Here is a 15,398-nt window from a genome sequence, read left to right as displayed (position 1 = left end):
AAGGAGACGCAGTGATACACAAAGATTTTTATTTGCGCTTCGACAACCTCATCGTGACTACACTCGAACGCAGACAGTGTTTGTAGCACTTCGACAGGCTCAGTGTGCCTACATTTAGAATCAAAAAAAATTTTGAGAGTTGAAATGTAGTTTTATAAGACTGGAACGTTAATGACACGGATCGAACTGATATAAAGGATTTTTTAATTATCGCTGATTAGCGGTTATCTGTTTAATCGGTGTTATCGATATTCCTTTTTGAAATCCTTTACTTGCCCTTCGACAAGCTCAGGGTGACAACGTTACTTTCGTATTTCGACTAATATGCCGCTACAGTCATGTAAGCTTCAAGGTGTTTGGCATCCAGTGTATAGGCTGCATCCATGATGTTTGTTTTAAGGGTTTTATCATAAAACACATCAAGTTTTGTAAGGTCTTCTTCGCTTAATGTGCCTACAGGGATGTTCGATTTTGTGGTAAATACTGCTCTGTGTGGCAGGTTCCATTTTGTTCCGTTGTCCTGGTAGGTTTTAATGTAACGATCCCAGTCGTAGCGCACTTTTACCTCAAATCCGTCAAAGTACAGTTTTGGGCGGCCTTCCTCTACCACTTCAAGGAATCCAGATCCCAGGTTTTTGTTGCGCAAGGTTGCACGGTAGTTGTCGGCTAATGACCTTGTTGCAAGGATAAAGCTGTCTTCGGCAGAAACCAAACGTTCATCGGCAGCAGTAACCATTTTTTCGAAGATGGCAAGTGCAGCATCTTCTGCCAGTGCCTGACCTGCATAATTGGCTCCGGCATTTGCCGTAATGGCAACACGGTTTGCAGCATTGCTAGGCAGTTCGACAAAAATTTGTTTGAACAATCCGTCAAAAGAGTTAAAGTAACCTAAGTCGGTACCGTTTGTAAACACTCCGCTGTCGGCAATGGTTTTAGCTGTAGTATCGTTAAACCATATTTTGCGGTGCATGTTTTCTAACATGGCAACTTCTACTGCCGAGATAATTACGCCAAATTCCTGTGTGCCTACAGCATCAAAAAAGTCGGGGTTAATGCGCTGCGATTTTCGAAACAGCTTAAGTAGTGCCGGCATATCTGCCTGGCAGTGTTTTAGTCGGAAATCTTCCAGTACGGGTGTCCAGTATTTTTCTGTAAGCTCAAAACCGCCTGCTTCGTTTGGAGTACAGCCTGTAGTTTTTTTACCAAGCAAACCTAATCTTCCGGCAAAGGCAATTTGAGTTTTTACATCAATGCCTGTTTCCATTTCGTGGTATTCGGCAAGGTCTGAATCGTTATATATCCTTTTAAAGATTACCTCGCTTACCGTTTCGGCTTCGCGTGGATTAAGTGTTAAGCTGTCTGCGTTTATAAGTGCCATTATTTTGCTTTTTTAGATTTTAGATATTCTCTCATTCCTGCCATTTTATCGGCTTCGCCCGGTTTCCTGTAGGCTGCTTTTTTGCCATTTACGCTATAGCTTGACGTTACCTGTCTTTTTAATGCAAGCACTTCGCTTTTTATGGTAGTAAGCTGGCGTTTAAGGTTTTTGTTCTCGTTGCGCAGTGTTGCTGCTTCGGTATCTTCTTCGGGTTCAATAATCTCTGTAAGTTCGCCGGCAGTGAACACATACGTAAATCCGTCGGGTAAAAAAAATTCGCCTTCGGCAGGTTTACCGTCTACGGTTGCAATGGCTCCCAGTTCTATAACCGCATCATCGGGCAAATCTGTAAAGTCAATTTCGGCACCTGTGGCATCCTGTATTACTTTGTTAAACATGGCGTTGTGCTTGAATTTGCCCAACACTTTTTCGAACAGGCTTTCCATCCAGTGCCTGTCTTTTTCGGTAAATGTTCCGTTCATAGGTAAATTTGGTTTTAAGAATGCTTTAGCTGCGGCTTTTACCTGCCGCGAGGTTGTAAAGCCCAGAGCACTTAACTGTTTGCCTGTGAGCCACGTTTCGTTCTTTAAGAGGGGAAGCAGTGCCTGTTCCTCGAGGTTGAGTGCTTTTTTGTAAAAGCCCACCATTTTTTTCTCTATAGCACGAAGCTGGTCGGCAAACTGCTCGAGTTCGTCGGCGGTGCCCATTGAGCCTCCCCAGGGTAAGTGAATCATAAAAGGGGTGTTTTCACGAATCTGCCTTTCGTTGCCTGCCATAAAGATTACAGTGGCGATCGAGGCAACAATTCCGCTCCCAATGGTGGTAATGGGTTTGCCTAATGCTTTGAGGTAATGGTAGATGTCGAAACCCACATCTACCAGGCCGCCTTCAGAATTGATGTGCACATTAAAGGCGGAAGCTTGAGGCTGCTTTTTTACCTGGCCTATTACATCGATAAGCTCTACACCGGGAACACCGTCAAAAGTGCCTATCTGGCCGGAGATATAAATGTTTCCTGTCATCCATCAGATGTAGTGATTGAAAGATTGAGTGAAGGATCGGATTGAAGAATTTAAAGGAGAAACTGTAGCGCTAAAGTTCCTTTGTTTTGATAGTACAAAGATACGGCGACTATTGAGGCAAAGTACTGCAAGGGGTTTTGCAGTGAATTATTAACACATAACAGAAAGTTTGGTATATTTGATTTAGAACCAATTTTAAATGAAACACTTCTTAATTATATTTCTTTTTATACCTCTGCATTTTTATGGACAAGGCTTAGGTTTCGATGCTTATTACCATAAAGGCTATATTATAAATAGACAAGGATGTTTGTTTTTTTATGAGATTGAGAAGAATATATTAAAAGCTCCGTTGCTTGTGGAATTTGATTCTTCAGTGAATGTTGCTAAAATTGATTCGCTTACAACGTATCATGATCCAAGGGGTTTTACAGAGCAAGTACTTGTTAGAATATCAGGTAAAAAAAGCGATAAGAATAATTTTGAATGTAATGATTTAGCTTATGGAAAAGTAGTAGTTAGCGAAATTACATCAGCTAGCTATACCCTGACGGATTTTGTTAGTACTACAGGACATATAAGACAGGAGATCGAAGAAGATTTTGTTGAGGAAGGTTTTTATAGTAAGGGTTTAGAACATTCTGCCTTTATGGTATTAAAAAATGGTTCACTAGAGAATTTGAGAGGCTGGGTATTTTTTGATGAAGATGTAGCGAATATAGATTCAATTAGAACGATAACACAACATAGATCTCCTGAGATGAGACGTGGCGTATATATGAAAGTAAAAGGCAAAAAGAAATATGGCGCTCATTACGGATACGGACATTTTGGAGGAAGCAATTATGAATTATATGTTTCACAAATTCTTGCAATAGATACAACAAGAACTTACTTTGATTATATTAATAACAAGTTGAAAACAGATGGATATTATATTGCTCGAAATGATACGCTTACTGCTCCTAGGTTATTAAAAGAAGATAAGGAATATTTATTTAAGGCTCGTTCTGGCAAATATGATATTGTACTTACAGCAAAAAGAATTAATAAAGTAGATATAACATATACTCTTACATATCATAAAGGGAAGAGGCAAATTAAAAAGGTAAATGGATTATTAAGTACTGATTTGTTTAGAAACAAGATGCATTATTCGGAAAGTGGGGGAGAGTTAACTTACGTATATGAGAGTAATGATGATAAATACCAGTATGGACAATCTTTGATTACTTTTTTTATTTATGATATCCCAAACAATACAAAATTTACTATTGAAGACAATTATAATAATATTGTTGAGGGTGGATATATTGAAATGACTGAAATAATAGAAAAACAATAATCTTTCTATTAACTCTCCTGTAAAGAGGGCAATGAATTTAGTTTTGTAGGCTTTTTTGAGGTTTGGCGAAAATTATTACATTTGGCTATCAATCAAAAATCAATCAATCATGAAAAAACTACTATTGGCATTACTACTGCCGGGGCTTGCCTTTTGCCAAATGAAAACGATTACTGCTACGTCTAACCTTGTGGATATTAAAGATGGGGATGACTTTAAAAAAGGACAATGGAGCATTATGCCCGATGTAAACCCCGACGTATTTACCACCAATAACGAAAAGGTTACTTTTATTACCGATAAGGAATCGGTTAGTGTGAAACTTAAAGCGGGTGAAAAGTATGATTTTATCGTGCTTTTAAACGGTAAAGAAGCACACACGCGCATTGAACGAATGCCGGATTATATAGACAGGCTTAAAAAAGGTTCTAAATATAATACGTCCGATAACCGTTCTGTTCCTGCGTTTACCTATCAGGATATGAATGATCCTAACCTCGTGAAACTAAGAAAGGATTATAAGCTGGACTCTATTGCCGGACAGGGAAATGAGGTTTCTAAAATAATCAACCTTATGAACTGGGTGCATAACACGATAAGGCATGATGGAAGCAGCAATAACCCGGATGGCAGGAATGCCGATAACATTATTAAGGTCTGCAAGAGTGAAGACCGTGGCGTAAACTGCCGTATGATGGCTACCGTGCTAAACGAATGCTACCTGGCTATGGGCTTTAAGTCGAGATATATTACCTGCATGCCTAAAGACCTGAAGTTTGATGATTGCCACGTTATAAACATTGTATACTCTAACGAACTTAACAAATGGCTGTGGATGGACCCTACTTTTGATGCTTATGTAATGGACGAAAAAGGCACATTGCTTAGCGTAGAAGAGGTAAGGGAAAGACTTGTAAAGAACAAACCGCTTATTCTTAACCCAAATGCCAACTGGAACAGAAGGAGCAGCCAAACCAAAGATTATTACCTGGATTACTATATGGCCAAGAACCTTTACAGGATACAAGCCGTTGCTTATAGCTGCTATGACAGTGAAACAGAGAATAGTACTAAAGAAATTGCTATGATAGAGCTTTTACCGCTGGACGGTTTAAACCAGTCACCGCAAAAAAAGGAAATTGCTCTTGGCAGCGGAACAAGATTTATTCAATACATAACGAACAATTCTGCAACATTTTGGGCAAAGCCGTAAAGATGACGATCTTTAGCTCCCTTCCATAAAAGATATAATATAGAACATATTGCGTTCGCTAATCTTGTAATCGTCTGCAACGATACCGGCGGCCCGGGTTTTCTTGGGTCTGCCGTATTTTTTGCAGAGTATTTCGGCTTCTTTTAAATAAGCTTCATAATATACCTTCCAGTCCAGTACATGAACGGGGATGAGGTTTTTACCCATTAGTTTTATAAAATCGTCTCCAAGGTTAAGTATGGTTTCATATCGGGTCATTTATGAGTTGTAATTGAGGCAAATATTGTAAGAATGGATTACTTTGTTATATTTGAAAAAAGAACTTAATGAATTTAATCGCTTTTACTTTTCAGGCTATTATCCCGTTAGCAGCAGTGCCTAAAAAAGGTTTTACAATGGAGCCTTTTATGTATTTAGGAGGCGGATTAGTTACTGTAGTCGTTGCGGCAGTTTTGATGCATTTTTTTATTTACAATCCGGTACACAAAAAACTCAAAGATGTAAAGCAGGATAAACCAACTCCCTTTCAGGAAAATGAGCAGTTTTATACCCAATACCTTATTTGGGTTTCTCAAAATGGGCTAAACCTCCATTTCGAGAAAAGAGATGTAGATGTTAATGCGGTTTATGACGAAGACGACGAATAATTATGAAATATTTTATCAATAACGTAACTCTTATACTTATAGGGATTGTATTTTTATTAATGTGCCTTGGTTTTTTAACCACTTACATTGGTAACAAGCAAAACCCTAAAGCTAAAAAGAAAAAAAATACCGATCCTTACCGTGAAAATCCTTATGTGCATGCTCATAAACAAATGGTTAAGAACTTAAAAAATTATGAGGATGATCTTGCAGACCTTGAAGCAGATGAGGTTGAAGATTATAAAAAGAGACATCCAAAACCAAATACCAGCACAAATTTTGATGTATGGCGGAATTCAGATAAATAGCTTTTTTCTGGGGATAATCTACCATTTATTTTCAGGGCAAATATCGTTCGAGCGTATTTTTGCCGATAACGGGCAACTGCATTTACCGCAATAATTTCCTTCTACTTCTTTAAGGGTATCTTTTACAAAAGCGAGCAATTTGCCGTGTTTGATATGTGGGCAGGCTATACAAATTGCAGCTCTCTGCTTTGCAGCGGCTTCGGTTATTTCGCTTTTATCGAGGTAGTTTTTCCAGCCGGTTAAAATGTCCTGTAAATGGTTCATTATAGTGTATTTAAAAAATATTGGAGTATATATCTTCCTATAAGATTTTTATTATATTTGGCCTTCAAATTATTTATTAATCAAATTATTATAAGCCATGAAAAAAATTATTGTAGTATTCGCCTTATTGTTGAGTTTAAGCGCTATTGCGCAGGATTTCCCAGGTAAAAGACCTGAATTACTTCTTGGAAAAGAAGTTAAAGTAAAAGCATTATCGGGGATTGCCTCATCCCTTGGTTATGTAGGTTTTTATACTGATCCAAAATTGAAAAATATTTATGAGCAAACTAGCTTTGAAACCAAGGCTGAAGCTATTTTTGGGCGTCAGTTTAAAGTAGAAAATGTCGAAAAAACAGAAAGTGCGGAGTTATCAAAACTAACACTTAAGGATGATAAAGACGAGATATTATATTTTAAGTATAATAGTTCTTCAGAGTATTATTACCCATTTACAGTTGTCGGAGGAATAAAGTATCCTGCAGATTTTTATTGTGATTATATTGATGAAAAAACCGATAAATTTAGCGGTAAAAGTACATTTACTACATCCAATACCGAAGGTGTCTTTTTTTATAAAGTTAAAAATGGTGCAGCTGCCAAATATTATATGCAAGTTAAAGCACTCGGTAAAGAACAGGTTGCTGGCAAAGGGGCAATAGTATTGCTAAAAAACAATAAACGTATTGATAAGCCTGAGTCTGTTGTAGAAGTAACTACAAATCGTGCAGGGAGTTTTATATATACATCAACATTTGAATTATCATTGAAAGAAATTAATGTATTAATTGATAGTGAAATAACAGATGTTAGGGTAATTAAGTTTGATAGTGAAATTAAACTTAGCGGAATGCTTAAAGGAATGCTTGACTGCCTTATCACGAAATAATAACAGTTTACAATTTTATAAAGGCTCAGCAATTGCTGAGCCTTTTTGGTTTGAAAATTAGCAGTCTCTCCCACTTTTACATAACTGTTGCCCTGGTTAATAATATCCTGTACCGCTACAACGGGGGCAGGGATAGCACGGTTGGCTTCGGTTATTTTTAGGGCAAGCTCGTCCATGTTCATGCCCTGTTGTGCAATTTCACGCGAAACGATACCATCGCTTGCAAAATAGTTTGGTGCTGACGATCCGCCTGCCGGGAAAGCATTATTAAATGCCATAAAATAGTTATGGTATTTTTTATATTTTTGACTTATTAATCAATTAATTATACACCATGAAAAAAATTATTGTAGTATTCGCCTTATTGTTGAGTTTAAGTGCTATTGCGCAGAATTTCCCAGAGAAAAGACCTGAACTACTTCTTGGAAAAGAACTTAAAGTGAAACCTTTGAAGGAGAATAAAAAGGGGGAAGGTTATGAGTATTTTTATTCTGATCCCAAAATGCGTGATAGCTATTTAAGAGAGAAAGTGTACTTTAGTGTAACTCCTGCAGGAGGATTAGTAGGACGAGTATTTAAGGTAACTGCTGTTGACGCTGATCCTGAACGTAAGGGCAAAGCAAGGCTAACACTCGTAGACGAAACTAAAGGAGAAACTATATATTACAGCTATCTTAGTTATTTAAAACATGATTTTTATTTTGAGGTTATTGGAGGGCTTAAACTTCCTACCGATTTGTATTGCGATTTCATAACGGAGAAAAAAGATAAGTTTACCGGTGAAACTATTTACACTACAGAATTACTTTATTTAAAGACATTTACAAAAATAAAAAAAGGTGCCGGTGCAAAATACTATATGAGTATTAGCGATTATAATAAGGAAGAATATTTAGGAAAAAAAGGTGTTATTATTTTACTGGAAAACAACAAACGTATTGATAAACCAGAAGTGGTTATTGAAGTTTCTCCTGATGGTGATCGTGGGTTTCGTTATACTGCCACATTTGAACTTACTTTAAAAGATGTTAATTTGTTGATTGATAATAAAATGACAGATACACGCATTTATATTTTTGACAATGTAGTAAGCGATAATGACTGTTTTTATGGAATGTTTGGCTGTTTAGTTACTAAATAAGACTAGCTTATAATTTTATATAAGGCTCAGCAATTGCTGAGCCTTTTTGTTTTAAAAATTAGCGGCCTCTCTCACTTTTACATAGCTGTTGCCCTGGTTAATAATATCCTGTACTGCAACTACAGGTGCAGGGATAGCACGGTTGGCTTCGGCTATTTTTAGGGCAAGTTCGTCCATATTCATACCTTGCTGTGCAATTTCGCGTGATACGATACCACCGCTTGCAAAATAGTTTGGTGCAGACGATCCTCCTGCCGGGAAAGCATTATTAAACGCCATGAAATGACTTGCCGCGTTTCGGTTCATAACCCCTATAAGTTCGCCGCGTTCGGCTTCAAACTGGGTACCGTCGGCTCCGGTAAACAGGGTGCCTCCTGCGCTGTGCCTGTTACCGCCTATGTTAAATAATGCTCCTTTTTCAGCCTTAGGTGGTTTAGTAGCCGTTATCTTTTTTACGTTGGCAATACCCGCGGCTACAGCGGCTGCGGCTGCCACAGCTCCCAGTGCAGGCCCTACAACGGGAATTGCAGACATGGCAGAATAAGCAGATACCGCCGACTTATACGTATCTATCGTTGCCTGTGCTACTGCCATTGCTTTGCCTGCAGCACTTTCTTTCCCCATAATAGTGGCAAGACTACCAAAGGTAGAAGAGGCAAGATCGAGCTTGTTGTTCATTACTGCCGTTTGGGCATCTTTTTCCAGTTTGTTGTACTTTTCGTTGATAAGGTTTTTATCGGCACCCGTTTTATCGGCATCGGCAAGTTCCTGTGCCCGTCTTAAATCAAGCGCCTGTTGTTGGAACTCAAGGTCATACTCCATATTGGCCGTATCGGCGGCTCTTTTGTTTTCGAGGTCTATAGCCTGTCTTGCCATGTCTGACTCATCTCTTGCTGCGGTTAACTGTTTTTGAGCTTCCAGATTGGCAGCATCAATATTTTTCTTTTTAGAGTCAAATTCTTCTTGTGTTAAATCGTGAGTAATTAATAATTTTCGCTGTATTTCTATCTCCTCTGCCGCAATCTTATTAAGTCTTTCTTTTTCCTGTTTATATAATGCATCCGATAAAAACTGGCCCTCTTTTAGTTTGCTTTGGTTTGCAGCAATAAAAGCTTTTAGTTCTTTCTCGGCATTTGCAACGGCGGCATTTGCATTGGCTTGTGCCAGTTCGTTTGCTATTGCCTGGTTGGCTATATCGAGTGTTAATTTATCGTTAGCTGTTTTTTTAGTGGCATTGTATTCTGCGAGGGCAATGGCCTTTTTCCTTTCTGCCAATTTTTCTGCCAGTTCCAGTTCTTCCTGCATCGATCTTGCCTTAATGCCCTGCTGTTCTATAAAAAGGCTCAGCTGCAGTTTTTGCTTCTCTATGGCATCCTGCATTATCTGCTGTTCTTTTTGCCTTCTTTGTTCTTCTCTTTCCTTTCTTTTTTCTTCTGCGGCATCGCGTTTGTCTTTTTCGGCCTGAAGCTTTGCAGCGGTATCTTTCTGTATTTTCTCTAATGCCTGGGTTTGTTTTTCGACCATCCCTTTTTCTTCATTGGTAATTTTAGAACGTTCCAGCTGAGTTTTCTTGAGCATTTCTAATTCTTCTTTGCTAATGCTCTTTCTTTCTGCCAGTTGCTGTGCATAAGCAAAACCCTTTTCTGACAGGTCTTCAAGTTCTTTTTTTGTAAGGTTCTTTCCGGTCGCTATTTGCTTAACCGCATTGGCATACTCTTTATCGGCTATGGCTTTTCGCTGGTTATAGTTTTCTTTTTCAATTTTATTGGCTTCCTCTAGCACAGTAATTCTTTCTTTTTCAGACAGGGTTTGGTCATTTACTTTATCCATATACCCCTCAATACTTTTTGCGGCTTCATCGTTTTTTATTTCCTGTAGCTCCATTTCTTTTGCAAGTTCCTGTAGCGATTTTTTAAGATCCATAGCAGCATTTGCCGCTTCTGCTGCGCCTGTTGTAATGCTGGAAAAGAAACTGCCTCCATCGCCGTTAAACAAGCCTATAAAGGCATTTGTAACGGTTTCTACCACTGCACCTACAGCGGCCATTACCTGTTCCACTTTTTCTACTACTGGTGCAAAATTTTTAAATACTGCCATTCCTATTTCTACAGCCTTTACTAAAGCCGTAATTATTGCTCCAATAGGGTTAGCAACAAAGCCCCAGGCAGCTTTAGTCATGCCGCCAATACCACCTGCTATACCGCCAAAACCATTTTTTACCACAGCACCCAGGCCTCCGGCTTCTTTAATATTCGCAGTTAGCCCGCTAAAGCCTCCGCCAAAAACATTAAGGGTATCTATACCATCTTTGATTTGATTTTTAAAATCGCTCATGGTAGCGGTAAGCTTTACATGCTCTGTTCCATTTTCCTGTAGCCAATTGTTGTTTTCGAGCAGCTTGCTGTTTATGGCTGCCAGCCTTTTTTCATAATCTTTATCATTGCTGTTCAGGTCTTTTTTAAGAGCAATTAATTGCTGATTGTTTTTTATATAATCGTTCTCGCTATTGTTTACTTCTTTTACAGCTTCTTTCACGGCCTTTTTTACCGATATAAGTTTGCCGTCTTCGCTTATTTGTGATGCTATTGCTGCGATTTGCGATCGATGGGCTGTTTCGAGCTGTTTGAGTCCGGCAGCATTTGCAACAAACTGGTCTGTGGCTTCTTTGCCCTTTCTAACAAGTTTTTCCTGTTGTTCTTTTAAGTTTTCTATTGCTTTAGCTGTTTCGGCGGCACTTTTTACTAAAGATGAAGTGTTAAGGTCGAGATTTGCAATTACTATGTTTTTTGCCATTGTATTAGCTTTTAAATTTTGAAGTCTTTATGGCTTTGGTAGTGTGTTACGAAAATAAGAGGGTCTGTGTAGAAGGTATTGTTATGGTTACCTTATTCGATACTTCATTTGCCGCGAGTCTTAGTTGTATAGAATACTCTCCTTCGGTAAATTGCTGTGTCCAGGGGTTTGTTGCAGCAGGTATGGGCAGGGCAGTCCAGGCGTCATTTTTTCCGTACTCAAAAATAACAACGTTTGCCGGGTTACTGAGCTCAAAAAACACCCTGACGGTGAACAGGCTAACAATAACTTTTTTAATTTTTATACCCGTTGCTATTTGCGGAACCTGATTCTGAACCCTAATCATTTCGCATTTTACAGGTTTACCGGGAATATAATTGTTTATTTTATTCATTATAAAATTGCCTCCCAGCTGTTCTATATAATACCGTTTCTTAAAGTCGAAATTTATAACGTCGGTATCTTTTAAAAACAGATCGGCAGAAACTACACAGGCTTTGTTGAGTATTTTTTGTATGGGCGTGTAGTAACTGTTTATAATGTCCTTAAAGGACAGTCCTGCAAACGATTCAGAAAAATAAGAGTTATACGGCACGGCTTCGTTCAAAAGGTCAGATTTAAGCATGATAATGCCTTCCCTTTTTTCTTCCCGTATAAAATAGTACCTCTTGTCCAGTGCTTTATAGCTTATGGTCTGCTCGTTGGTCTCTGGATCTACATCTGTTTCTTTATTCCAAAACTTGTATACATTAGTTTTTCGGTTAAGATAATCTACCTGTTGTTTTTCGGGGCTGTATATTTTAGACTTAATGATGTCACGGCTCAGGCCAAGGTTTATGTTGCCAACAGGTATAAACGCATCGTTGTGGGTACTCTCTTTTTCGTTGTAGTTATAGCGCAGCCAGTTTTGCTGGGCGTAGTTGCCATACAAATAGTTTTCGGAGGTTCTTTTTGCAAATTTATCGCTCCAGTTCACGATCTCCGATTCTTCAAGCAATTCCCTGAGCGTTAAAAACGTGTAACTGTTGGTATAAGGGTCTTTGTACATGGTCAGCCCAAAACGATGTATAATTTCGTTTAAAAAGTCGCGCATGCTAAAATCGCTGAAAGCCATATCAAAGTCGAACACTCCAGTCTCTACTTTTGAGAGCTTAACGGTTAATGTACTCCCCGAATCTATGTTAAACATTTGACGGGAATTTTCCTCTTCTGCAGCTATAACCAGGCAGATGGAGTCGTTTTTGTTAAGTGTAAGAAAAACAGATTTGCTGAAAGATGTATTTGATGCCTGTCCGGTTACAAGGGTTTCTGTTGCAATAACGGTTAAAGGCGATTTAGACTGGGCGTTTTTGCCTACAATGATGCTGCATGATGTAGGTATGGTACCCGGAGAATTACCCTGATTGTCATATAAATATTTTCGTGTATTTAGTTTTCCGGAAATTTCGAGCCTGTATTTTGCGGTTTCGGGTACAATAAGGTGGATATTGCTGCTGTTTCCTATCCCACCACTATATTCGTCTGTTTCAATGTACTTTGCAAAAAACTTACGTACATAAGGATAGGGCTGTTTAGACTCCCCTATAAAGCTGTATTTCGAGCTTTCAAACAGCAGGTCTTCGTTTTCTATAGTTTTTATACCTACAGGGTAGGTCATCCAGAGGTTCTTAAAATCCTGCGATTCAAAAACTTTCCCGGAATAATAAGCGTTATTAGAACTGAATATTTTGCTAAACAGCCAGGGCACCTTAACCGCCGGAATCAGGTAATCGATATTTATAGAAGGGAGTGTGCCTTCAACATATCCGCTTTTCCCATTAAAATCGGCCAGGATATATTTATAGGGGTAAATACCTCCGTTTATCCATGTTTTTATTATTTCGTTTATATTTTTCTCGTGCTTAAGTTCATTCAGGCCAAGATCGGCCAGTGTTTTGTTTTCGATAGTTTTATACAGGTTTATGATGCCATCGTATACCACTACCTCATAATCGTCACCGCCATCGGTCACTACTGCCCATCCGTTATACACAAAACATTCACCTGTATCACTATACAAACTGCATTCGTTTTTTTGATAGGGTATGTTTGAGGTATTTCCGGTAAGGGTAAGAAAATCCATTATCCTTATGTTATTTGCCGTTTTGGGCAATTTGAATTTATTGGTATAACTGGCCTGCCTGTTCTCCAGGCTGTTCAGGTCGTTTACCTGTTTGGTTTGGGCAATAACCTGTCCGGCATCCAGATCGGTTAGCTGCCCGTTTATGTAGAGTAGTAATGCCATTTGTAGGTTTTGAAGAAATATTTTAAGGAATACCCAGAATCCAAAGACTATAAAGTTTGAGTATAGCGCAGTGGCAGCTCAATATCAAAAGTAAAGTTTGTTAAAGGCTGTTTTGGGTTTTTAATGCGGGTGCCCGAAGTTTTAAGAACAACTTCTACCCAGTCGTTAGCACTGTTGCGCGATAGAGGTTTACCGGTAAAGAGATAGATCTTCGGGCTGTCTATAATGCCTTCTACAATGCGCCTTTCGTCTTCGGTAAGCAGTTCGGCTATAATTTTCATGGTATCCTGAGACTCTTTGCCAATTTGAATAGTACGCCCAAAAGTGGTTTCTACATTCTCGTTATCGCGTTCCAGCTCGCCCAGTTGTTTTATGTTTCTGTCTATGGAGTAGGTGTCTTCAAAAAGCCAGTAGCTGTAGCCTCCGTAACGGTTAAGCCATTTTAAGTATACACCGCATTTGTAAGGAATCTTTTCCAATACAATATCTTTTTGAAGTGCTCCTGTGCCCAATCGCAGTTTGTTAAAACCTTCTACCAGTGGCAGGAATGATTCCAGAGTTTCATCGGTACGCCCGTCAGAAAAAAATAAACGGTTTACAACACTCAGGCCGCTCAATTGCTGTCCAAGTCCGTTCGTTTCATTGTGAAGCGTGATAAAGTTTATGCTTCCGGTATAAAAAGCCATGTCAAAGGGATAGCCCTGCCAATATTTTAAATAATGGTGGTTTGCTGTATCTCTTCTAAAAGGCGAGAGCACAATAGCCTGATTGGCTGCCAAACGGGTATAATCATCCGGCTGTTCTACACCTGCAAGCCATGAAAGGCTGTAGGCAGCATCGGCATACGTTCCGTCGGCATGCATAACTGTGAAGTGTAAGATCTTATTGAGATAAGTGCCTAGGCTAAAACTATATAAAAATGAGGAAAAGGCCTGCCTTCGCAGATTTGTTTCCAACTTGTCTTCAAAGTTCCGGGTATTTATAATGGACGTAATGTAAGGTTTAAGGTTAACAAAGAATCGACCCTGAGGGTTAGGATAGAGGCGCACATTGAAAAGGTCTTCCTGTGCCCCGGCTGTTCTAAGGGCTACCTCTGCCCATACGGCAGGTGCTGTGCTGTTGTTGTAAAACCGGATTATGTCGTTATTATAGGCCATTCGCAGCCTATCTGCATCAATAGCATTTACAAATTGTATCATAGGGCTGTGGTTTTAAAATAAGTTAAGATGGTTGCGGTAAAATCGTTTAACTGGTCTTCGCTGATTTTGTCTATTATCTGCTGTATGCGCTCCGGGGTTACTACACTCCTTACCAGTGGTGTGCCTTGTCTTTTCCAACCCTCGCGGCCAATTTTTCGGGCAATAAGATAAGCAAGACTGGTTATGGATATTTCTTTTTCCAATCGGGAGGCGATACCCTTGTCCTTTAGCCACTGCTCAATAGCTTCGCTGGGCGGTTGTTTGCCTGGTTTACGTCCGTCAGGAGAATAAGGTCCCCATAATGTTACACTATCCTTTGATGCTTCTACCTCCAGATTTTCTGCCCAGTTGCCCGATACCCTAATGTTTATTTCGTCATATTTGGTGACCAGCTCGTTTTTAAGGGCTTCAAACTCGAATGCAAGCAGTTTGGACAGCTTACTCATGGTTTATCGGTATACGAAGCTTATAAGAGCATAAAAGCCCGTCCATGTTAGCATCGAGCGCATCGGTAACATCGATGTTATCCCATTGCGAAACTTCGAGTCCAAGGCAGGCTAGACTATTGCCAATACTTTGGAATACCTGCAGCAGCGGCTCAATGTTCACGGTATATTTTGACGTTTCAGGTGTGCCGGTCTCGGAAAAATACTGCTGATCGAGGTCACTGTGTTTTACAAGGAAGAACTTGCCTTCATAATTTGCAGCGATAATCATGGTGCCGCTGTCGTTGTATTCGCTTTTGCGGTTGGTAAACTCGTGCAGTAAAAATATTTTATCGGGATCGAGAGAGCCGTCCAGTAAGTTGAGTGCGGCTTTTTTGCCGTAGTGGTAGGTAATGCCTTTATCTAAGGCAATGTCCTGTAATATGCGTACGATGTCTTTCATTTTTTGTTGATTTTTTGTCATTTCGACCGG

General features: G+C 39.3%; 15 protein-coding genes. 6 read left to right on the top strand and 9 right to left on the bottom strand.

All coding sequences use genetic code 11. From position 1 onward, the window contains the following. Positions 1 to 319 precede the first annotated feature (319 nt). The gene (locus tag EPI11_RS12225) at positions 320 to 1,378 is read right to left on the bottom strand and encodes a hypothetical protein (RefSeq protein WP_128390261.1); all 1,059 of its coding nucleotides are present in this window, start codon (positions 1,376 to 1,378) and stop codon (positions 320 to 322) included. Next, complete coding sequence (locus tag EPI11_RS12220) at positions 1,378 to 2,400, bottom strand: head maturation protease, ClpP-related (RefSeq protein ID WP_128390260.1); 1,023 nt, start codon at positions 2,398 to 2,400, stop codon at positions 1,378 to 1,380. The genes EPI11_RS12225 and EPI11_RS12220 overlap by 1 nt, the downstream gene beginning before the upstream one ends. A gap of 199 nt (positions 2,401 to 2,599) precedes the next feature. On the opposite strand from EPI11_RS12220, the gene EPI11_RS12215 reads away from it, so the two are divergent. Then, complete coding sequence (locus tag EPI11_RS12215; RefSeq protein WP_128390259.1) at positions 2,600 to 3,745, top strand: hypothetical protein; 1,146 nt, start codon at positions 2,600 to 2,602, stop codon at positions 3,743 to 3,745. Between the two features lie 109 nt (positions 3,746 to 3,854). Next, entirely contained in the window at positions 3,855 to 4,958 is a 1,104-nt protein-coding gene (locus tag EPI11_RS12210) for a transglutaminase-like domain-containing protein (RefSeq protein ID WP_128390258.1), read from the top strand. A gap of 12 nt (positions 4,959 to 4,970) precedes the next feature. Here EPI11_RS12210 and EPI11_RS12205 read toward each other — a convergent pair whose 3' ends face one another. Next, positions 4,971 to 5,216, bottom strand: a complete 246-nt coding sequence (locus EPI11_RS12205) for a hypothetical protein (protein WP_128390257.1) — start codon at positions 5,214 to 5,216, stop codon at positions 4,971 to 4,973. Positions 5,217 to 5,284: 68 nt separating this feature from the next. Between EPI11_RS12205 and EPI11_RS12200 the strand changes: the two genes are divergently transcribed. Together EPI11_RS12200 and EPI11_RS12195 are read left to right on the top strand one after the other, a co-directional pair. Continuing rightward, on the top strand, positions 5,285 to 5,605 hold the full coding sequence (locus EPI11_RS12200; RefSeq protein ID WP_128390256.1) for a hypothetical protein: 321 nt from the start codon (positions 5,285 to 5,287) through the stop codon (positions 5,603 to 5,605). A gap of 2 nt (positions 5,606 to 5,607) precedes the next feature. After that, positions 5,608 to 5,913, top strand: coding sequence for a hypothetical protein (locus EPI11_RS12195; protein WP_128390255.1), 306 nt, complete (start codon positions 5,608 to 5,610; stop codon positions 5,911 to 5,913). 18 nt (positions 5,914 to 5,931) lie between these two features. On the opposite strand, the gene EPI11_RS12190 is transcribed toward EPI11_RS12195, so the two are convergent. Further along, complete coding sequence (locus EPI11_RS12190; protein WP_128390254.1) at positions 5,932 to 6,177, bottom strand: hypothetical protein; 246 nt, start codon at positions 6,175 to 6,177, stop codon at positions 5,932 to 5,934. A 97-nt stretch (positions 6,178 to 6,274) separates the two neighbouring features. On the opposite strand from EPI11_RS12190, the gene EPI11_RS12185 reads away from it, so the two are divergent. Together EPI11_RS12185 and EPI11_RS12180 are read left to right on the top strand one after the other, a co-directional pair. Next, positions 6,275 to 7,063, top strand: coding sequence for a hypothetical protein (locus EPI11_RS12185; protein ID WP_128390253.1), 789 nt, complete (start codon positions 6,275 to 6,277; stop codon positions 7,061 to 7,063). 334 nt (positions 7,064 to 7,397) lie between these two features. After that, the gene (locus EPI11_RS12180; protein WP_128390252.1) at positions 7,398 to 8,204 is read left to right on the top strand and encodes a hypothetical protein; all 807 of its coding nucleotides are present in this window, start codon (positions 7,398 to 7,400) and stop codon (positions 8,202 to 8,204) included. 51 nt (positions 8,205 to 8,255) lie between these two features. Here the strand turns inward: EPI11_RS12180 and EPI11_RS12175 are convergent, their stop codons facing one another. Genes EPI11_RS12175 through EPI11_RS12155 form a run of 5 tightly spaced genes read right to left on the bottom strand, consistent with a single transcriptional unit; the run spans position 8,256 to position 15,368 of the window. After that, complete coding sequence (locus EPI11_RS12175) at positions 8,256 to 10,997, bottom strand: coiled-coil domain-containing protein (RefSeq protein WP_128390251.1); 2,742 nt, start codon at positions 10,995 to 10,997, stop codon at positions 8,256 to 8,258. 46 nt (positions 10,998 to 11,043) lie between these two features. After that, positions 11,044 to 13,281: a hypothetical protein gene (locus EPI11_RS12170; protein ID WP_128390250.1), complete on the bottom strand. Its 2,238-nt coding sequence runs from the start codon at positions 13,279 to 13,281 to the stop codon at positions 11,044 to 11,046. Positions 13,282 to 13,328: 47 nt separating this feature from the next. Continuing rightward, positions 13,329 to 14,480, bottom strand: coding sequence for a hypothetical protein (locus EPI11_RS12165; RefSeq protein WP_128390249.1), 1,152 nt, complete (start codon positions 14,478 to 14,480; stop codon positions 13,329 to 13,331). Beyond that, on the bottom strand, positions 14,477 to 14,926 hold the full coding sequence (locus EPI11_RS12160) for a hypothetical protein (protein WP_128390248.1): 450 nt from the start codon (positions 14,924 to 14,926) through the stop codon (positions 14,477 to 14,479). Before EPI11_RS12160 ends, EPI11_RS12165 begins: the two co-directional genes overlap by 4 nt. Then, entirely contained in the window at positions 14,919 to 15,368 is a 450-nt protein-coding gene (locus EPI11_RS12155) for a hypothetical protein (protein ID WP_128390247.1), read from the bottom strand. Before EPI11_RS12155 ends, EPI11_RS12160 begins: the two co-directional genes overlap by 8 nt. Between the last annotated feature and the right edge of the window lie 30 nt (positions 15,369 to 15,398).

It is taken from the genome of Flavobacterium cerinum (genome assembly GCF_004028155.1).
GTDB classification, from domain to species: Bacteria; Bacteroidota; Bacteroidia; order Flavobacteriales; family Flavobacteriaceae; genus Flavobacterium; species Flavobacterium cerinum.
Note: the sequence above shows the minus strand (reverse complement) of the source record. Positions and strands in the feature narration are given on the sequence as shown.

Coding starts and splice junctions, on each gene's coding strand:
- EPI11_RS12225 (WP_128390261.1), bottom strand. CDS start 1,378: ATGGCACTTATAAACGCAGACAGCTTAACACTTAATCCACGCGAAGCC.
- EPI11_RS12220 (WP_128390260.1), bottom strand. CDS start 2,400: ATGACAGGAAACATTTATATCTCCGGCCAGATAGGCACTTTTGACGGT.
- EPI11_RS12215 (WP_128390259.1), top strand. CDS start 2,600: ATGAAACACTTCTTAATTATATTTCTTTTTATACCTCTGCATTTTTAT.
- EPI11_RS12210 (WP_128390258.1), top strand. CDS start 3,855: ATGAAAAAACTACTATTGGCATTACTACTGCCGGGGCTTGCCTTTTGC.
- EPI11_RS12205 (WP_128390257.1), bottom strand. CDS start 5,216: ATGACCCGATATGAAACCATACTTAACCTTGGAGACGATTTTATAAAA.
- EPI11_RS12200 (WP_128390256.1), top strand. CDS start 5,285: ATGAATTTAATCGCTTTTACTTTTCAGGCTATTATCCCGTTAGCAGCA.
- EPI11_RS12195 (WP_128390255.1), top strand. CDS start 5,608: ATGAAATATTTTATCAATAACGTAACTCTTATACTTATAGGGATTGTA.
- EPI11_RS12190 (WP_128390254.1), bottom strand. CDS start 6,177: ATGAACCATTTACAGGACATTTTAACCGGCTGGAAAAACTACCTCGAT.
- EPI11_RS12185 (WP_128390253.1), top strand. CDS start 6,275: ATGAAAAAAATTATTGTAGTATTCGCCTTATTGTTGAGTTTAAGCGCT.
- EPI11_RS12180 (WP_128390252.1), top strand. CDS start 7,398: ATGAAAAAAATTATTGTAGTATTCGCCTTATTGTTGAGTTTAAGTGCT.
- EPI11_RS12175 (WP_128390251.1), bottom strand. CDS start 10,997: ATGGCAAAAAACATAGTAATTGCAAATCTCGACCTTAACACTTCATCT.
- EPI11_RS12170 (WP_128390250.1), bottom strand. CDS start 13,281: ATGGCATTACTACTCTACATAAACGGGCAGCTAACCGATCTGGATGCC.
- EPI11_RS12165 (WP_128390249.1), bottom strand. CDS start 14,480: ATGATACAATTTGTAAATGCTATTGATGCAGATAGGCTGCGAATGGCC.
- EPI11_RS12160 (WP_128390248.1), bottom strand. CDS start 14,926: ATGAGTAAGCTGTCCAAACTGCTTGCATTCGAGTTTGAAGCCCTTAAA.
- EPI11_RS12155 (WP_128390247.1), bottom strand. CDS start 15,368: ATGAAAGACATCGTACGCATATTACAGGACATTGCCTTAGATAAAGGC.